Annotated in this window: 16 protein-coding genes and 1 rRNA gene; all 17 read left to right on the forward strand. The window is 61.0% G+C overall.

Features of this window, described 5'->3' with window-relative positions; translation table 11 throughout:
- The first annotated feature begins 104 nt into the window (after window positions 1–104).
- The 17 genes from rrf (at window position 105) to NQ050_RS10370 (ending at window position 15,732) form a co-directional block, all read left to right on the forward strand.
- A 5S ribosomal RNA gene (rrf, locus tag NQ050_RS10290) occupies window positions 105–221 on the forward strand.
- 108 nt (window positions 222–329) lie between these two features.
- Entirely contained in the window at window positions 330–1,322 is a 993-nt protein-coding gene (locus NQ050_RS10295; RefSeq protein WP_257039244.1) for a hypothetical protein, read from the forward strand.
- A gap of 36 nt (window positions 1,323–1,358) precedes the next feature.
- Window positions 1,359–2,369: an HAD-IIA family hydrolase gene (locus tag NQ050_RS10300; RefSeq protein WP_257039245.1), complete on the forward strand. Its 1,011-nt coding sequence runs from the start codon at window positions 1,359–1,361 to the stop codon at window positions 2,367–2,369.
- Between the two features lie 62 nt (window positions 2,370–2,431).
- Window positions 2,432–2,605 (forward strand): hypothetical protein, encoded by a 174-nt coding sequence (locus tag NQ050_RS10305; RefSeq protein ID WP_257039246.1) that lies wholly within the window; start codon window positions 2,432–2,434, stop codon window positions 2,603–2,605.
- Window positions 2,606–2,687: 82 nt separating this feature from the next.
- Entirely contained in the window at window positions 2,688–3,509 is an 822-nt protein-coding gene (locus tag NQ050_RS10310) for a TlyA family RNA methyltransferase (protein ID WP_257039247.1), read from the forward strand.
- Complete coding sequence (locus NQ050_RS10315) at window positions 3,510–4,472, forward strand: NAD kinase (protein ID WP_257039248.1); 963 nt, start codon at window positions 3,510–3,512, stop codon at window positions 4,470–4,472.
- Window positions 4,473–4,551: 79 nt separating this feature from the next.
- Window positions 4,552–6,312, forward strand: a complete 1,761-nt coding sequence (gene recN, locus NQ050_RS10320) for a DNA repair protein RecN (RefSeq protein WP_257039249.1) — start codon at window positions 4,552–4,554, stop codon at window positions 6,310–6,312.
- Window positions 6,313–6,501: 189 nt separating this feature from the next.
- Complete coding sequence (steA, locus tag NQ050_RS10325; RefSeq protein ID WP_257039259.1) at window positions 6,502–7,695, forward strand: putative cytokinetic ring protein SteA; 1,194 nt, start codon at window positions 6,502–6,504, stop codon at window positions 7,693–7,695.
- Window positions 7,696–7,725: 30 nt separating this feature from the next.
- Window positions 7,726–8,682: a copper transporter gene (locus NQ050_RS10330; protein ID WP_257039250.1), complete on the forward strand. Its 957-nt coding sequence runs from the start codon at window positions 7,726–7,728 to the stop codon at window positions 8,680–8,682.
- A 1-nt stretch (window position 8,683) separates the two neighbouring features.
- Window positions 8,684–9,343, forward strand: coding sequence for an NUDIX hydrolase (locus NQ050_RS10335; protein ID WP_257039251.1), 660 nt, complete (start codon window positions 8,684–8,686; stop codon window positions 9,341–9,343).
- Window positions 9,333–10,262, forward strand: a complete 930-nt coding sequence (gene xerD, locus NQ050_RS10340; RefSeq protein WP_257039252.1) for a site-specific tyrosine recombinase XerD — start codon at window positions 9,333–9,335, stop codon at window positions 10,260–10,262. The genes NQ050_RS10335 and xerD overlap by 11 nt, the downstream gene beginning before the upstream one ends.
- Before the next feature lie 203 nt (window positions 10,263–10,465).
- Window positions 10,466–11,350 (forward strand): ParA family protein, encoded by an 885-nt coding sequence (locus tag NQ050_RS10345; protein ID WP_257039253.1) that lies wholly within the window; start codon window positions 10,466–10,468, stop codon window positions 11,348–11,350.
- 10 nt (window positions 11,351–11,360) lie between these two features.
- A complete protein-coding gene (locus NQ050_RS10350) occupies window positions 11,361–12,170 on the forward strand; it encodes a segregation/condensation protein A (RefSeq protein ID WP_257039254.1) in 810 nt (269 codons plus the stop codon).
- Window positions 12,171–12,323: 153 nt separating this feature from the next.
- Entirely contained in the window at window positions 12,324–12,929 is a 606-nt protein-coding gene (bioD, locus tag NQ050_RS10355) for an AAA family ATPase (protein ID WP_257039255.1), read from the forward strand.
- 139 nt (window positions 12,930–13,068) lie between these two features.
- Window positions 13,069–14,661: a sodium:proton antiporter gene (locus NQ050_RS10360; protein WP_257039256.1), complete on the forward strand. Its 1,593-nt coding sequence runs from the start codon at window positions 13,069–13,071 to the stop codon at window positions 14,659–14,661.
- Window positions 14,658–15,257, forward strand: a complete 600-nt coding sequence (locus NQ050_RS10365) for an SMC-Scp complex subunit ScpB (RefSeq protein ID WP_257039257.1) — start codon at window positions 14,658–14,660, stop codon at window positions 15,255–15,257. The genes NQ050_RS10360 and NQ050_RS10365 overlap by 4 nt, the downstream gene beginning before the upstream one ends.
- Window positions 15,258–15,390: 133 nt before the next feature.
- Window positions 15,391–15,732, forward strand: a complete 342-nt coding sequence (locus NQ050_RS10370) for a hypothetical protein (protein ID WP_257039258.1) — start codon at window positions 15,391–15,393, stop codon at window positions 15,730–15,732.
- Window positions 15,733–15,745 lie beyond the last annotated feature (13 nt).

Consider the following 15,745-nt stretch of genomic DNA (forward strand, 5'->3'; position numbering starts at 1 on the left):
CACAGAGAAGAATTGTTGATACGCCCGCGTCCACTATGCAGTATCTGACACAACACCCCACAAACAAAACAACAACTACAGCAACACAACAACAAAAGAGATGTGTCGGTGGTTATAGCGTCGGGGCAACGCCCGGTCCCATTCCGAACCCGGAAGCTAAGCCCGACAGCGCTGATGGTACTGCACCCGGGAGGGTGTGGGAGAGTAAGTCACCGCCGACCTAAAACTTCAAAGTGAACGAGTAAAAGAGCGTGCAGTAATGGAAGGTAGAATACACCTCACCAATTACTGCACGCTCTTTTCTCATACCCAAAACACAGGAAACAACCATGGCAGAACACCACAACCGCAATAACAACCACGAAAGCCGTGGCACCCGCGGCGGTGGACGCAAACACTACGGCGACCGCAACCGCGAAGAACACCGCGGCGATCGTCGTCGCAACGAAGCCAACGGCAACCGCTCGCACAACCGTGACCGTGACCGTGACCGTGTTCGCGATTGGAGCCGAGACGGCAAGCGTACTGAAGGCAATGGCAACAAAGGCCACAATGGCATGCGCCGCCAACGGGCCGGAGCCAACCGTGACAAGAACTTCACCGGTCCGATGCGTTCCGGCTACCGCGAGGAACGCATCAAGGCACGCGTCAATGAACCAGACCTGCCGAGCGACATCGACGTCAACGACCTCGACCCAATGGTCCTCCAGGACCTCAAAGTGCTGTCCCGTGACAACGCCGATGCCGTAGCAAAGCACATGTTCATGGCCGCAACGCTGCTTGCTGATGATCCCCAACTGGCGCTGCGCCATGCACGCGCCGCCAAAGAACGTGCCGGCCGTGTAGCCGTAGCCCGCGAGACCAACGGCATTGCCGCCTATCACGCAGGGGAATGGCGCGAAGCATTAGCTGAACTGCGCGCAGCACGGCGCATCTCCGGTGGCCCCGGCTTGCTCGCCGTAATGGCTGACTGTGAACGTGGCCTCGGCCGCCCCGAAAAGGCACTCGCTATGGCCCGCACTGAGGAAGCAGAGATGCTGGACCCCGAGTCCAAGGTGGAGTTCGCAATTGTGCTCGCTGGTGCCCGCACAGACCTCGGGCAGCTCGACTCCGCACTATTGACCCTTGAGCGTATGAACCCTTCGGAGAAGTCGAAAGGAGAGACCGCAGCTCGCCTGTCTTACGCTTACGCAGACGCCCTTGCGCGCGTCGGTAAGAAAGAGCAGGCAAAACACTGGTTTGAGGTTGCGGCCTCCCAGGATGAGTTTGAATTGTTGGATGCTGCCGAGCGAATCCAGGAGCTTGAAGCGGAGCAAGACTAGCGTTGTTCCCACCATGCTGGGCTAAGCTTGAACACCATGAGCTTTAGCACTGCGTATGACGCCCTCCTTTTTGACCTCGACGGTACCGTCTGGCTCGAAGGCAGGGCGTTAGATTTCGCCGTAGACGCCATCAACAACGCGCAGATTCCGGTTGCGTACATCACAAACAATGCGTCGCGCGGGCCAGAGGCCGTAGCAGCGATGCTCGGCGAGATGGGTGTTCCTACAACTGCGGACCAGGTGCTCACCTCGGCGCAAGCGGCCATCGGTCTGGCGGAGGAAGTGCTTTCACCAGGTGACAGCGTGTACGTGGTAGGAGCGGAATCATTCAAGCAACTCGTGCGTGATGCGGGGTACGTGGTGGCGGAATCCGCCGATGAGCAGCCCAAAGCGGTGCTGCACGGCCACAACCCGGAAACCGGCTGGGCGCAACTTTCTGAAGCGGCGCTGGCAATTCAGCAAGGCGCGAAGTACGTGGCCTCCAACCTCGACGCCACTTTGCCCACCCCACGCGGATTCTGTGTGGGCAACGGCTCGCTGGTTGCGGCAGTCACCAACGCCACCGGAGTGGTGCCGCAATCCGCAGGCAAGCCGGGCCCGGCGATGTTCCATCAGGCCGCACAGCGCTTCGGCGCATCCAAACCGCTGGCCGTAGGTGACCGCCTGGACACGGACATTGCAGGTGGCGTTGCCGCAGGATATGACACACTCCACGTGCTCACCGGAGTCTCCAAGCACTGGGCGTTGCTTCGTGCTGCAGCGAGCGAACGTCCGACGTTCGTGGCTGAGTCGCTGGCCTGCTTAGACCAAGAACCCGCTTCATTTGCCCCAGGGCCGCAGGGTGGATTCCAAGCTACCGCGCAAGATGGCAACATTGTGCTCAGCGGCGGTGGCGGTGCTGGCGCAGGCGTTCTGGAGGGCGAGAAGCCCGCAACCCAGGCGCTGCGCACGGCGTTGCAGGTGGCCTGGGCAAGTCAATCCTCATTTGAAGGTGAGCTGATCGCTGAGGGGCCTGCAGCACAGGCTGCCGTGGCTGCGTGGGTCTAGCTTCGCACCGAGTGCTGACCTGTAATAAAGCACCGGACCCAGGAGAAGACCAAGGAGAACTCGTGCAACACCTAACACCAAAGCCGGTACCGGGGGATCCCCGCGCTCTAGCTGTGGACCCGGATGAGCTCGTGGCGCAGGTTGAAGCAATCTTTAGCGAACCAACCGACGGCCCCACCGAGGAGTTGGAGCAGCTTCAAGCGGCGCACGCGATCCTCAACAATGCCCTGAAGTAGCACCCCGGCAAAGTAGCACCGCAGCAAATCAGCGTAACGCAGGGCAAGTATCTGGGAAGAAATACTGCAAGAAAGGGACATCATGGCAACCAGGCGCAGGTTGGACGCCGAGCTTGTGCGCAGGAAAATTGCGCGCTCGCGGGAGCAGGCACAAGAGATGATCCGCTCTGGGCGCGTTACCGTGGCAGGCATCCAAGCCACCAAGCCAGCCACCCAGGTTGAGCCGGAAGTCTCCATTAAGGTCGCAGCCACGGAGGATGATGACTGGGCTTCACGTGGCGCCCACAAACTGCTCGGTGCGCTCGCAGCCTTCGAGCCCCAAGGACTGGAGATCACCGGCACAAGAGCCCTCGACGCCGGCGCTTCCACCGGGGGGTTTACCGACGTCCTCCTGCACCGCGGCGCGAGCGAAGTCCTCGCGGTGGACGTGGGCTATGGGCAGCTCATCTGGCGCCTCCAAAACGATCCCAGGGTGAGGGTGTTTGACCGCACTAATATCCGTCAGATCACCCCAGAACTGCTCGGCGGCACCTGCAACCTCATGGTGGGGGACTTGAGCTTCATCTCCTTGGAGCTCACCCTGCCCGCAATCGTTGCCTGCCTCGATGAGGGCGCAGACCTCCTCCCAATGGTGAAGCCCCAGTTTGAGGTGGGCAAAGACCGACTCGGTGCAGGTGGGGTGGTACGCGACCCCAAGCTGCGCGCAGAAGTGACTGAGCATGTGGCAAACTTTGCCCAATCGCTTGGCCTGGTGCTGCGTGGCGTGGTGGCCTCTCCGCTGCCGGGGCCCAGCGGGAATGTGGAATACTTCCTATGGTTGCGCAAAACCCCAAATGAGCCGCCACTAGATGGCACACTAGTTGCAGCAATGGTGCAACGTGCAGTGGAGGAAGGACCCGCCTAAATGGACACCCTTGGTCAGCAAACCCGCGGTGAGACCCGCCCCAAGGAAGTGTTGTTGGTTGCACACACAGGCAGGCCCATCAACATCGCCACCGCTGGGCTTGCAGCAGAGCTACTTCACGACGCCGGCATTGACGTCCGTGTAGCGGTGCGCGAGGGCGACGAAACCATGAACCACCACCCCGTGCTCAGCCAGTTCAAGCACGTCCCCCACGTACCCGAGTCCGCGATTGGCGCTGAGTTCGTGCTGGTCCTCGGCGGCGACGGCACCTTCCTCCGCGCAGCCGACCTCGCTCACGCGGCCGATCTCCCGGTGCTGGGAATCAACCTTGGGCACGTCGGATTCCTTGCTGAATGGGAAAAGGATTCCCTGGATGAAGCGATGGCGCGGGTGACCTCCGGCAAGTTCGACATTGAGGAGCGCATGACCATCCAGGTGGAGGTGTTCGGCGCGGACGGCGAGCCACTGGGGCAGGGCTGGGCATTGAACGAGGTGAGCGTGGAAAACACGAATCGCCAGGGGGTGCTCGATGCCATTTTGGAGGTCGATGCCCGTCCCGTGAGCGCATTCGGGTGTGACGGTGTGCTGGTCTCCACCCCAACGGGGTCCACTGCATATGCCTTTTCCGCAGGTGGCCCGGTGTTGTGGCCGGAGCTGGATGCGATTCTGGTTGTGCCCAACAACGCGCACGCGCTGTTCACCAAGCCGCTGGTGGTGAGCCCGCAATCAGTGGTTGCTGTGGAATCGCAGGCGAGCGCATTCCCCGCCGTGGCCGTGATGGATGGCTTCCGTAGCATCCCCGTTCCTCCTGGTGCGCGCGTGGAAGTGCGCCGCGGGGAGCGCCCAGTGAAGTGGGTACGGCTGGATAACCGGCCATTTACGGATCGCCTGGTATCCAAGTTGCGGCTGCCTACCGAAGGCTGGCGTGGCCCAAACGAGGCCAAAAACATCCAAGGCACCTAGGGGCAGCTTCACGCAGCTAACACCACGGCTCGCACACCTGTTCCCCTGTGGAGTGGCTGTCTAGGCTACGATGGTGAGCATGCTTGCGGATCTTTCGATCGAAAACCTCGGTGTGATCTCCACCAGCTCTCTTGAGTTCGGCGCGGGACTCACCGTGCTCACCGGTGAAACGGGCGCCGGAAAAACCATGGTGGTGACCAGCTTGCGGCTGCTCGCCGGGGGCCGTGCCGACGCGTCCAAGGTCCGCACACAGGCAACGCAGGCGGCGGTGGAAGGGCGCTTCTCTGTGGACCAACTAGCTCCGCACCTCAAACAGCAGGTGATTGCGATGGTGGAGGGTGCCGGTGGTGAGTTGGATGAAAATGGGGAAATCATTGCCAGCCGAACCATCAGTGAAAAAGGCCGCTCCAAGGCGTATTTGGGTGGGCGTTCCGTCCCGGCCTCCCACCTGGCTGAGTTCAGTGGGGAACTCCTCACCATCCACGGCCAAAATGATCAGCTCCGTCTCCTGCACCCGGACCAGCAGTTGGAGGCGCTGGACCGCGCGGACGGCAAGATTGAGGCGCTGAAGGCCGCTTACCTGGAGCAGTACCGCAAGTTCCAGAAGCTTTCCAAAGAACTCGCTGAGCGCAAAAACTCCCGTATGGAGTTGGCCCAGGAGATCGACCGCCTGGAATTTGCCATCCAAGAAATTCAAGGAGTGGACCCCCAGCAAGGTGAGGATGCGGAACTGCAGGTGAGTATTAAACGCCTGCAGGCCGTGGATGAACTGCGTGAACAAACCGTGCTGGCACTCGGCAGTATTGATGGTGCGCAGGCGCTTGAGGAGTTCGCTGGTGCTGTAGGCCTAGGAGGAGGCAGCGGGGATGAAGGCCTAGGCGCCTCCGACTTGGTGGGGCATGCTCTTGGTGCACTGCGCGGCTCCCAGGACCCGGCCCTGCAGGCAATTTCTGAACGCCTAGAGGAGGTTGCCGCGGCGTTGCGTGACGTTTCTGGAGAGCTCGGCGCATTCCTGAGCGATCTGCCCGCGGACCCAGCTGCACTCGAGGAGATGCTGCAGCGCCAGCAGCAGATCAAGGGGCTTACCAGGAAGTACGCCCCTGACGTGGATGGTGTGTTGCAATGGCTGGCTAAGGCCCAAGCGCGGCTTGAGGCTATTGACATTTCCCCGTTGGCTCTGGAGCAGCTGGAAAAAGATGTGGCTGCAAGCCAGGTGGCAATGATGAAGGCTGCGGAAAAGCTCTCGGCAGCCAGGCGAAAGGCAATCACGGCGCTCTCAGAGGCTGTCACGGCGGAGCTGCGTGGCTTGGCCATGCCAAAGGCGGTGTTCGGCGTGCGCCATGAGGTAGTAGCGCCAAGGCCCAGCGGGATTGACGCCGTGGAGTTCACCATGGCGCATAACCAAAGCGCTAAACCACAGCCGTTGGCAAGTTCCGCTTCCGGCGGTGAGCTTTCTCGCATCATGCTGGCGTTGGAGGTGATTCTTTCCGCCGGAACCGCGGGCACAACCCTGGTGTTTGATGAGGTTGATGCCGGTGTTGGCGGCCGCGCCGCCGTGGAGATTGGGCGCCGGTTGGCAAAGCTGGCCACCAATAACCAAGTGATCGTGGTCACCCACCTGCCGCAGGTGGCGGCCTACGCGGATACACACCTGCATGTGGTGAAAGATGTGGCTGATGATTCCGTGACCTCCGGTGTGGAGCACCTCGATGAGCAGCGCAGGGTGGAGGAACTGGCGCGGATGCTCGCCGGCCTGGATGATACAGACACCGGCCGCGCGCACGCCCAGGAGTTGCTGGACAAGGCGCAGCAGGAAGTTGAGAGCCTTCGCGCAGGATAACGGGATAACGGATGACGGGACGGGCGGCGTGGGGGGACAGCAAGCCCGGCAAGCGGCGGGGAAGCTGCCGGGGCAAGCTGTAGGGCAAGCGGCGGGGCAGCGCAGCCCCGTGCCGCTGTTGGAAAAAACAGCCAAAATATCGGTGTTTTTGCGCGCGCCTCACCGAAAAACGTGTGGTTGTTGGTTTTACTGGGGCGTATGAGTCTGTTTAGTCGCTCCTCTGATCTGCCCGGTTTGCAGGCAACCCTGCGTGACTGCACGGCCAACGCCAAGGGTTTCAAGCGCCTCGGCGCGGGAGACATTGCGGTAGTCAATGCTCCAGATATTAGCCGCCCGCTTGCCCAGCAACTCATCGAGGCGCGCCCAGCAGCAGTGGTCAACGCCGGTCAGTTCACCACGGGCGCCATCCCCAACTTTGGCCCCCAAATGCTGCTCGACGCCGGCATTGACCTCTATGAAGGCGGTGGCGCCGACCTGTTAAGCGCGCTGAAGGACGGCAAGAAGGGGCGCCTGACTAAGGACGGGCAGCTTTTCCAGAGCGAAAAGCTCATCGCCACCGCTGAACCGATTTCCGCGGCGCAGGCGGAGGCCTCATTTGTGGACGCGCAGCAGTCGCTGATCGACCACATGGAGGCCTACTTTGGCAACACCATCCAGTTCATCCACTCCGAGGCGCCACTGCTCATTGATGGCCTCGGCGTGCCGGACATGGGTTCGGAGCTGCGGGACCGCAAAGTGCTCGTGGTCAGCCCCACTGCGGGCCACCGCAATCAGGTTAAGGAACTGCGTAACTTCATCCGTGAATATGACCCAGCGATCATCGCGGTGGATGACGCCGCCGATACACTCGTAGAACTGGGGATGAAGCCACACTTTATCGTCGGTAATCCTGCTGGGATCGGGGCGGAGGCGCTGCGCAGCGGTGCGCGCGTGGTGCTGCCAGCGGATCCCGACGGTCACGCGGCTGGCCTGGAGCGCATTCAAGACCTTGGCGTGGGGGCGATGACCTTCCCCGCGGCCGTGGACAGCGCTTCTGATTTGGCGTTGCTTTTGGCGGATTACCACGGCGCAGAGCTGATTGTGCACGCAGGCAGTGGTTTTGATCTGGACTCGGTGTTTGCCGCCCAGGGCGAGGCATCTCCGGCAACGCTGCTTACCTACGCCAAGATTGCTCCGAAGCTCATTGATGCCCGCGCGATGGCAAACCTCTATAGCGTGCGCAGCAACACCAACCTCACCTGGTTGTGGGTCATTCTTGGCCTGCTGGTGCTCATCGGGGTGCTCGGCATGATCGCGGGCACCAGTGGCAACGGCACGTTCACTGAAAACCTCATTGACACGTGGAACAACCTGGCCTTGAGCTTCCAAGGCCTGTTCAACTAGCTTCCGAGCACACGCAGAAGGATCGATTCGATGGCACAAAAGACTGGCCGTGGTGCTGCGGCAATGGCAGGTATCGCATTTGGCCTGGCCGCAGGTGTGGCAGCGGGTACCTACCTGTTGGCGCCCAACCTTCCGGGTGGCCAATTGGCGCAGGAGCAGACGCTCACCACCGAGCGGGATGCCGCCAAGTTGGAAGTTGAGGTGGCCAATGCACAGGCGGCAAGTGCGGACACCTTCATCAAAGAGGTGGCCCCCACCGCAGTGCGTGGCACACTCGAGCAGCGCCAGGTGCTTATTCTGCGCACGGCCGACGCCTCCGAGGAGGACTACGAAGGCCTGCGGGCGCTCTTGCGAGAGGCTGGTGCCGGTGATTCCGGGACCATCACATTGGAGGACAAGTTCTTCAGCCAGGATGGCGCGGACGAGCTCAAGAGCCTCATCACCAACACCCTCCCCGCAGGTGTGCAACTTTCCGTGGACCGCCTGGATTCCGGGACCCACGCCGGTGAGTCCTTGGGCAGTGCGCTCGCGTTGAACCCGGAAAATGGCCAGGAACAGGCAAGTTCAGAGGATCGCGCAATTATCCTCGGGGCTTTGAGCGACGCCGGCTTTATCAGCTACGCAACTGGCACCATTTTGCCTGCGCAGTCCATCATTTTGCTCACGGGTAACAACGGCTCGCCTGAGGCGGCATTCGCTGCGGAAAACCAAGCCAACTTTGCCCGTGCCTTGGACTCCCGCGGCGGCAATGTAGTGGTGGCCGGACGGGTGTTTGCGGCTGGCGAGCAGGGCACGTTGGCGCTGCTCAGGGAGAATGCGAATGCCCGCGAGGACGTAAGCACCGTGGATTCAGTAGACCGCGCTTGGGCTCAGGTGGCAACTGTGCTCGCCGTGCGTGAGCAACTCGAAGGCCGCTCGGGAGCCTATGGTACCGCCGCGAGCGCCGAAGCTGTAGCACCTGCGCTGCCAACCACCGACAACAACTAACATGCAGCACGAGTTCGAGGTCCAAAGCACGGAGCTCTTAGTGGACGCTCCAATTCTCGCAGTCCGACGCGACCAGGTCCGCATGCCGAAAGGCAGCACGGCCGCGCGAGAAATCGTGGAGCACTTCGGAGCTGTTGCGGTGGTGGCCTTTGATGGCGCTCGCATCGCGATGATCCGGCAATACCGGCATGCGGTGGGGACGCGGCTGTGGGAGCTTCCCGCCGGCCTGCTGGACGTGGCGCAGGAGGACCCACTGGAATGTGCCAAACGAGAACTGCAAGAAGAGGCGGGGCTTGCGGCGCAGGACTGGAAGTTGCTGATAGATGTGGTGCTCAGCCCTGGCTTCTGCGATGAAACCGTGCGTGTGTATCTTGCCCAATCCCTCAGCGAGGTGCCGCGGCCTGAAGCCGGCGATGACGAGGAAGCAGACCTCACATTTGAGTGGTTAGCGCTCGAGGGCGCCGTGGAGATGGTGTTGAGCCAGCAGGTGCACAACTCCACCGCGGTTGCGGGCATCTTGACGGCCTGGCAGGTGCTGAAAGGCGGCGCGCAGGCCCAAGACGCAGATCAGCCTTTCGAGCTGCGCCCACAGGCCTTGGCTGCACGGCGCCAAGCTGAGGGATTCATAGGGGACATGAAGAAGGTCTCGCGTGGCCGCTAAGCCTAGCTCAGTAGTTGAGGCCTGGCTCACCCACCTGGCCATCGAGCGTGGGGTGAGCGCCAACACCTTGAGCAACTACTCTAGGGACCTGCGCCGATACCTTGACTACCTGGAGTCACTGGGGCGTGAGGATCTCAGCGCGGTCACCTCGCAGGACTTGGAGGGGTACCTGCGGGCGCTGAGGGCCGGGGATCCCCAGAAGGGGCTGCGACCTTTGGCGGCGTCGTCAAGCGGCCGTGCCCTCGTGGTGGTGCGGGGCCTGCACAAGTTTGCGCTCGCGGAGGGCCTGATTCCAGTGGATGTAGCAGCGGAGGTATCGCCACCGAAGACGGCGAGGGACCTGCCGGATACGCTGCGTATTGATGAAGTGGCGCGGCTAATTGATTCGATTCCGGTGGATGATGCGGCCACGCCGCAGGATTTGCGTGATGCCGCGCTGGTGGAGTTCTTGTATGCCACCGGGGTGCGCGTTTCGGAGTGCACCGGGCTCATGCTGGATTCTCTGCCGGAGATTCGCGATGGCTTGGTGCGGATCGTGGGTAAGGGGAACAAGGCGCGGGTGGTGCCGGTGGGCAGCAAGGCCATTGAGGCAGTGGACCGCTACGTGGTGAGGGGGCGCCCGGCGCTGGCAACGGGAAAGTCGCACGCGCTGTTTCTGAACCAGCGCGGCGGTGCGCTTTCTCGGCAGAGCGTGTGGCAAGTGTTGAAGAACCGTGCTGAGGGTGCGGGGATCAGCCGGGAGATTTCGCCCCACACGCTGCGGCACAGCTTTGCCACGCATCTCATGGAGGGTGGGGCCAACGTGCGTGTGGTGCAGGAATTGTTGGGGCATTCTTCGGTCACAACGACGCAAATCTACACGCATGTGACTGCTGACAATCTGCGCCAGGTGTGGGCAACCTCCCACCCGCGGGCATAAGCGGGCACAGGGGAAGTCAAGCCCTGGTGCTTGAAGTTTGGGTGAAGATTACAGCAGTGTATTTTTCCCCTCAAGGCGCTAAACTGGTGCGCAGTATTGCCTTGTAGTTGCCTAGCAAGAGGCATATGAGGAGCAACCCTTTGGGAGAGCGGCACACGGCCGCTCGAAGCTCGTAGCTGAAAAGTCAAGGAAGAGGGATTGATATGGCGGCTTCGGCGCAGGATGCAGGACTGTTTGATCGTCCCGATCCACAGGTGGGCCTCACCGGCCGCCCGGTGCGGGAAATCCCCGAGCCACCGAAGCTCGACAAGCACGGACCGGCCACCATCATCTCCATGTGCAACCAGAAAGGCGGGGTGGGCAAAACCACTTCCACCATTAACCTGGGTGCGTGCCTTGCTGAAGCGGGGCGCAAAGTGCTCCTGGTGGACCTTGACCCCCAAGGCGCGCTCTCCGCGGGCTTGGGTATCCCTCACGATGAGCTGGACCTCACCGTGTACAACCTGTTGGTGGACCACCACACCTCCATCCACCAGGCAATCCACCACACCTCAGTGCCCGGATTGGACCTCGTGCCGGCGAACATTGACCTCTCGGCAGCGGAGATCCAATTGGTCAATGAAGTGGGCCGCGAACAAACCCTGGCTCGCGCGCTGCGCCCGGTGATGCGGGATTATGACTTCATCATCCTGGACTGCCAGCCTTCGCTCGGTTTGCTTACCGTGAACGCCTTGGCGTGTTCACATGGCGTGATCATCCCGATGGAGTGCGAGTACTTCTCCCTGCGCGGCCTGGCTCTGCTCACGGATACCGTGGAAAAAGTGCGGGATCGGTTGAACTTCAACCTGGAGATCGTGGGCATCCTGGTCACCATGTTTGATCGCCGCACCACCCACGCCCGGGAAGTAATGAGCCGCGTGGTGGAGGTGTTCGACGAGCAAGTCTTTGACACCGTCATCACCCGCACCGTGCGCTTCCCCGAAACCTCTGTTGCCGGTGAGCCGATCATCACCTGGGCACCAAGTTCCCAGGGCGCCCAGCAATACCGGCAATTGGCTAGGGAAGTCATTGAGCGCACCTCCGCATAGAGCCTCCGCTGTGCCTGATGAACCGCAACAGCAGGAACTGCCAGGTTTCCGGATCATCCTAGAAAACTTTGAAGGCCCTTTTGACCTCCTGCTGCAACTCATCCAGCGAAAAAAGCTCGACGTCACCGAAGTAGCGCTTTCAAAAGTTACCGACGAGTTCGTTGCCTACGCCAAAGAGCTCGGCGAGTTTGCACCCTTGGATGAAGTCACCGAGTTCCTGGTTATCGCGGCCACCCTGCTGGACCTCAAAGCCGCTCGCCTCGTGCCCCGTGGCGAGGTGGACAATGAGGAAGACCTGGCCCTGCTGGAAACCCGGGACCTCCTCTTTGCCCGCCTGCTGCAGTACAAGGCATACAGCCAGGTGGCGGACCTCTTTGCCACCTGGCAGGCCCAAGCCCAGCAGCGCTACCCGCGGCAAGTGTCCATGGAGGCTCAATTTGTGAACCTGCTTCCACCGCTACAGCTCGGGCACACCGCGCAGTCCTTTGCTGAGCTCGCCGCCGGGGTGTTTCGCCCAAAGCCACCGGAGACGGTTGCGGTGGGGCACATCCACGAGGTCGCAGTATCTGTTCCCGAACAAGCGGGCAAGGTGTTGGACACACTGCGCCTTGTGGGTGCACAACACTGGCTGAGCTTTGCCGCACTCACCCGCGACTGTGAAATATCCATGCAAATTGTGGGTAGGTTCCTGGCACTACTAGAGCTGTATAAAGCCAAGGCAATCAACGTGGAACAGCCCGAACCGCTCGAGGAACTCAAGGTGGCCTGGACGGGGATCGAGGTAGACCCAGCAGTCGTTGCCGCGAGTAACTGGGAGTAGCGCGCAATTGCGCGAGAGGGGGTGTGGCGTGGATCAATGCTGTGCTTGCCTGCTTGGCTGCTCACACCAGCTTTCAGCACTTCTCAGACCTAGGTACACTTGAAAACCTGTGACAATTGGCACTTTTGGGCGTGAGCGGAAAGGGAGGCAACGGTGAGCATTGTAGTGGTGGCCGGCCTCGCGTCCGGGGTTGGCAAAACCACCGCAGTGGCCGCAATCTTGCAGGTTCTGCGCAAGCGGGGGCGTGACGTCGTCCCTGTGAAAGTGGCTCGCCTCGCTGGCACCGCTGCAAAGACGGACATCAACACCGTGGAGAAGCTCACAGGCTCCAAGGGGCTGGATTTTTCCGACGAACCCAATCCGATCGCTGCCGTCCAGGAGCTCCAAGCCACTGGCAAGACCATAATCGTGGAAGGCTCCGGAGGCCTCAGCGTGCCACTCATCGGGCACAAGACCATTGCTGACATCGCAGCGGAGCTTCACGCCCCGCTTGTTGTGGTATCCGGGATGGCTCCTGGCGCGGTGAGCCTCGCGGTGCAGGCCGTGGAGTTTGCGCGCGCCTGCGGCGCGAAGGTGGAAGGGCTGATCGGTGGCAAGCTGCCCGCCGGGGCTGATCTACAAACCAGGTTGATGTTGATGAAGGTGAGTAACGCCACCAACGTTCCATTCTTAGGCAGCATCAATGATGGTGTGGGCAATTTGGAAGCTGAGGAGTTTGCCAAGCTCACCACCACAATCATGCTCCCGCCGCAGTGGTGATGTAGCAGTGGTGACACCGCAGTGGTGACGCCGCCGAAGATTTGGGAGACGTTTGGGCGTGGGGGCGCAAGCACCGTGACACTTGTCCGATCTACAATGCCTTGATGGCACCTGCTCGGCGTGGGTGGAAAGGACATTCATGGAAATACTCATCGCGATCATCGGATTACTGCTGGTCACGGTCATCATGGTGGCTGTGGGGGAGCGGACTGGTCTGCCGTGGCCAGTACTGCACACCCTCGTTGCGGCTGGTGCGATTTTTGTGCCATGGATTCCAAATATTTCCATCCCGGCTGATCTGATTCTTCCAATTTTCATCCCGCCACTGCTGTGGGCGCTTGCGCGGCGCACGAGCTGGCAGGCGATTCGCAGTGAGTGGCGCACAGTTCTCATGCTGTCTGTGGCGCTGGTCGTGGTGAGTGCTTTCGCGGTGGGAGTTACGGCGTATCTGCTGATTCCTGCGCTTTCGTTGGCGGGCGCGTTGATTATTGGCGCTGCGATTGCCCCGCCGGACCCGGTGGCTGTGGATGCCGTGGCAGAACCTGCGGGTGTGCCGCATCGCATCACGAACACGCTGCAAACTGAAGGGTTGTTTAATGACGCCGCCTCGATTGTGGTGTTCAACCTCGCTCTAAGCGTGCTGCTGTCCGGGCAAGAGGTGAGCCCTTGGCGTGCGGTTTTGACGTTCCTATATGCGGCCGGCGCGGCGGTGCTCATCGGCTACCTGCTGGGTTGGGGCTTCGCGAGGCTCCATTCTTGGATGAGTAATTCTTCCACCAGAATTGCGCTGACCTGGGTGATTCCTTTTGCCACCTACATTATTGCTGAAGAAGTTCACGCCAGCGGTGTGATCGCGATTGTGATCGCTGCAATTACCTTTAGCTCGAAGGCTGACCAGATGGCGGAAGATCGCTTGTCTGGAACGGCGTTTTGGCATGTAGTGGAACTGCTGTTTACCGGCGTGGCCTTTGGGTTGATCGGCTTGAGCGTGCGCAGCGCCATTGAGGAGGTGGGGTCCAGTCTGTGGCACGCGGTGTGGGTTGGCGTGGTGCTTTCCGTTGTTGCCATCGCGGTGCGCGCCGCGTGGATGTACGGCATGTATCGCTTCAACATGCGCAAGGGTGTGGCCACCGGAGCGCCGCTGCGTCTCCAAGAGGTGCTGCTGTTGACCTGGGCGGGAATGCGGGGGCTCGTCACCCTTGCGCTGGTGCTGGCTATCCCCGCCGGGACGTCCTTTGCCATCTACCACGAGGTGAGCGTGATTGCGCTGACCGTGCTGTTCTTCACCATGGTGCTGCCAGGGCTTACCCTGCCGTGGCTCATGCGAAAGCTCACACTGGCCAGCGCCCAAAACGCTTTTGGCGACCAAGAACGCGAGGCCCTCATCCGCGGTGCGCGTCAGGCAGCGTTGGAAACGGTGCAGCACCACGCCCAGGACATCCCTCATGAACAACTCGAGGCCATCCAGTCCAGCATCCGTGGCGTCTTTGACGTGCCGGAAGAGTTTGAACAGCTCACTGCTGAAGAAAAGATCAGGCTGTACCGCGAGCACACGTTGAAGGCAGCCGTATACCGGCTCGAGGCACTGCGGGCCTCCCAGGTGTACCTGCTGCAGGCGCGCAAGCACGCCAAAGTGGATCCCGTAACAGTGGATGAGCTGCTCATGGACGTGGACCGAAAGATCGTGATTGCCAAGCAGCGCGTGGCCCAGGCGAAGGAGCAGGTCTCATGAGTGGGGAAGCTGGGTTTATTGGTGGTGGCGAAGTCCGTGGCGGCATTGAGGCGATCCTGTTGGTTGTGGACGAGCCGGTGAGCCCTCGCGCCCTTGCTGCGGCGTTGGAAGTTCCAGAAGCTGAGGCGCTCGCGGTGCTGCGGCAAATCGCGGCGGAATACGAGGAGCGCGAGAGCGGCATGCGTCTGGTGGAAACCGCCGGGGCGTGGCGCTGGTACACCAGCAGGGAATACGCCCCTGTGGTGGAAAAGTTCCTCCTCGGCGGAAGCCAGGCGAAGCTCTCCCGTGCGGCGCTGGAAACCCTGGCTGTGATCGCCTACCGGCAGCCCGCAACTAGGGCGCAGGTTTCTGCTGTTCGCGGCGTGAACGTAGACGGAGTGATGCGCACGCTCGCGCTGCGCGGGCTGATCCGGGAAGTGGATATGAAGAGTACTTTGACGGACCCGGAAGAGGGGACTGCACCACAGGGCGGTCACGGAGCACAATACTTTGAAACCACCGAGCTATTCCTGGAGCTTCTCGGCATCGACTCACTGGAGAGACTTCCAAACCTTGCGCCCCTGCTCCCCGAAATCGACGCGATCGAGGATTACTAGGTAATTACTAGGCGTGTCCTGTCTAGGGACTTTTTGGACACGGAGTCCAGTTAGTTTTTGGACGGGGAGTCCATGGGGTTTGTGGACGTGATGTCTAACAGCTTTTTGGACGTGGTTCGGGTGGAATATGCAGATGGCTATTCCAACCCATATCCGTAAGAAGATCGCAGATTTCGATCCCGTCCGTGACGGCAAGACCATCACAAAGTTCTGCAAGGAAATCGGCGTGTCCCGGCAGACCTACAACAACATCAAACATCGCATCGCCGAACGCGGCCGGGCAGGAATCATCCCGGATTCCACAGCACCGAAAAATCCTGCCCGAAAGTTCGATGTCTCGCTACGCCAACACGTCATCCAGGGGGCCGACCCCCGGAAAGTAGACACATCGGGTGGTCAATATGATGGGATTATGTTAGCTCACGCGGTCTTGGCTTCAAACTCTTTTGGTGACAGGTATCCACACCAGGAGTGACGCCTTTTGGTGT

The organism is Corynebacterium sp. 122RC1, from assembly GCF_024580955.1.
Taxonomy (GTDB): Bacteria; Actinomycetota; Actinomycetes; order Mycobacteriales; family Mycobacteriaceae; genus Corynebacterium; species Corynebacterium kozikiae.

Bases quoted from the DNA above. Each gene is read 5' to 3' on its own strand.
- NQ050_RS10310 (WP_257039247.1), top strand. From the start codon at position 2,688: ATGGCAACCAGGCGCAGGTTGGACGCCGAGCTTGTGCGCAGGAAAATT.
- NQ050_RS10300 (WP_257039245.1), top strand. From the start codon at position 1,359: ATGAGCTTTAGCACTGCGTATGACGCCCTCCTTTTTGACCTCGACGGT.
- NQ050_RS10365 (WP_257039257.1), top strand. From the start codon at position 14,658: ATGAGTGGGGAAGCTGGGTTTATTGGTGGTGGCGAAGTCCGTGGCGGC.
- NQ050_RS10295 (WP_257039244.1), top strand. From the start codon at position 330: ATGGCAGAACACCACAACCGCAATAACAACCACGAAAGCCGTGGCACC.
- NQ050_RS10345 (WP_257039253.1), top strand. From the start codon at position 10,466: ATGGCGGCTTCGGCGCAGGATGCAGGACTGTTTGATCGTCCCGATCCA.
- NQ050_RS10330 (WP_257039250.1), top strand. From the start codon at position 7,726: ATGGCACAAAAGACTGGCCGTGGTGCTGCGGCAATGGCAGGTATCGCA.
- NQ050_RS10315 (WP_257039248.1), top strand. From the start codon at position 3,510: ATGGACACCCTTGGTCAGCAAACCCGCGGTGAGACCCGCCCCAAGGAA.
- NQ050_RS10335 (WP_257039251.1), top strand. From the start codon at position 8,684: ATGCAGCACGAGTTCGAGGTCCAAAGCACGGAGCTCTTAGTGGACGCT.
- NQ050_RS10360 (WP_257039256.1), top strand. From the start codon at position 13,069: ATGGAAATACTCATCGCGATCATCGGATTACTGCTGGTCACGGTCATC.
- NQ050_RS10370 (WP_257039258.1), top strand. From the start codon at position 15,391: ATGGCTATTCCAACCCATATCCGTAAGAAGATCGCAGATTTCGATCCC.
- recN (WP_257039249.1), top strand. From the start codon at position 4,552: ATGCTTGCGGATCTTTCGATCGAAAACCTCGGTGTGATCTCCACCAGC.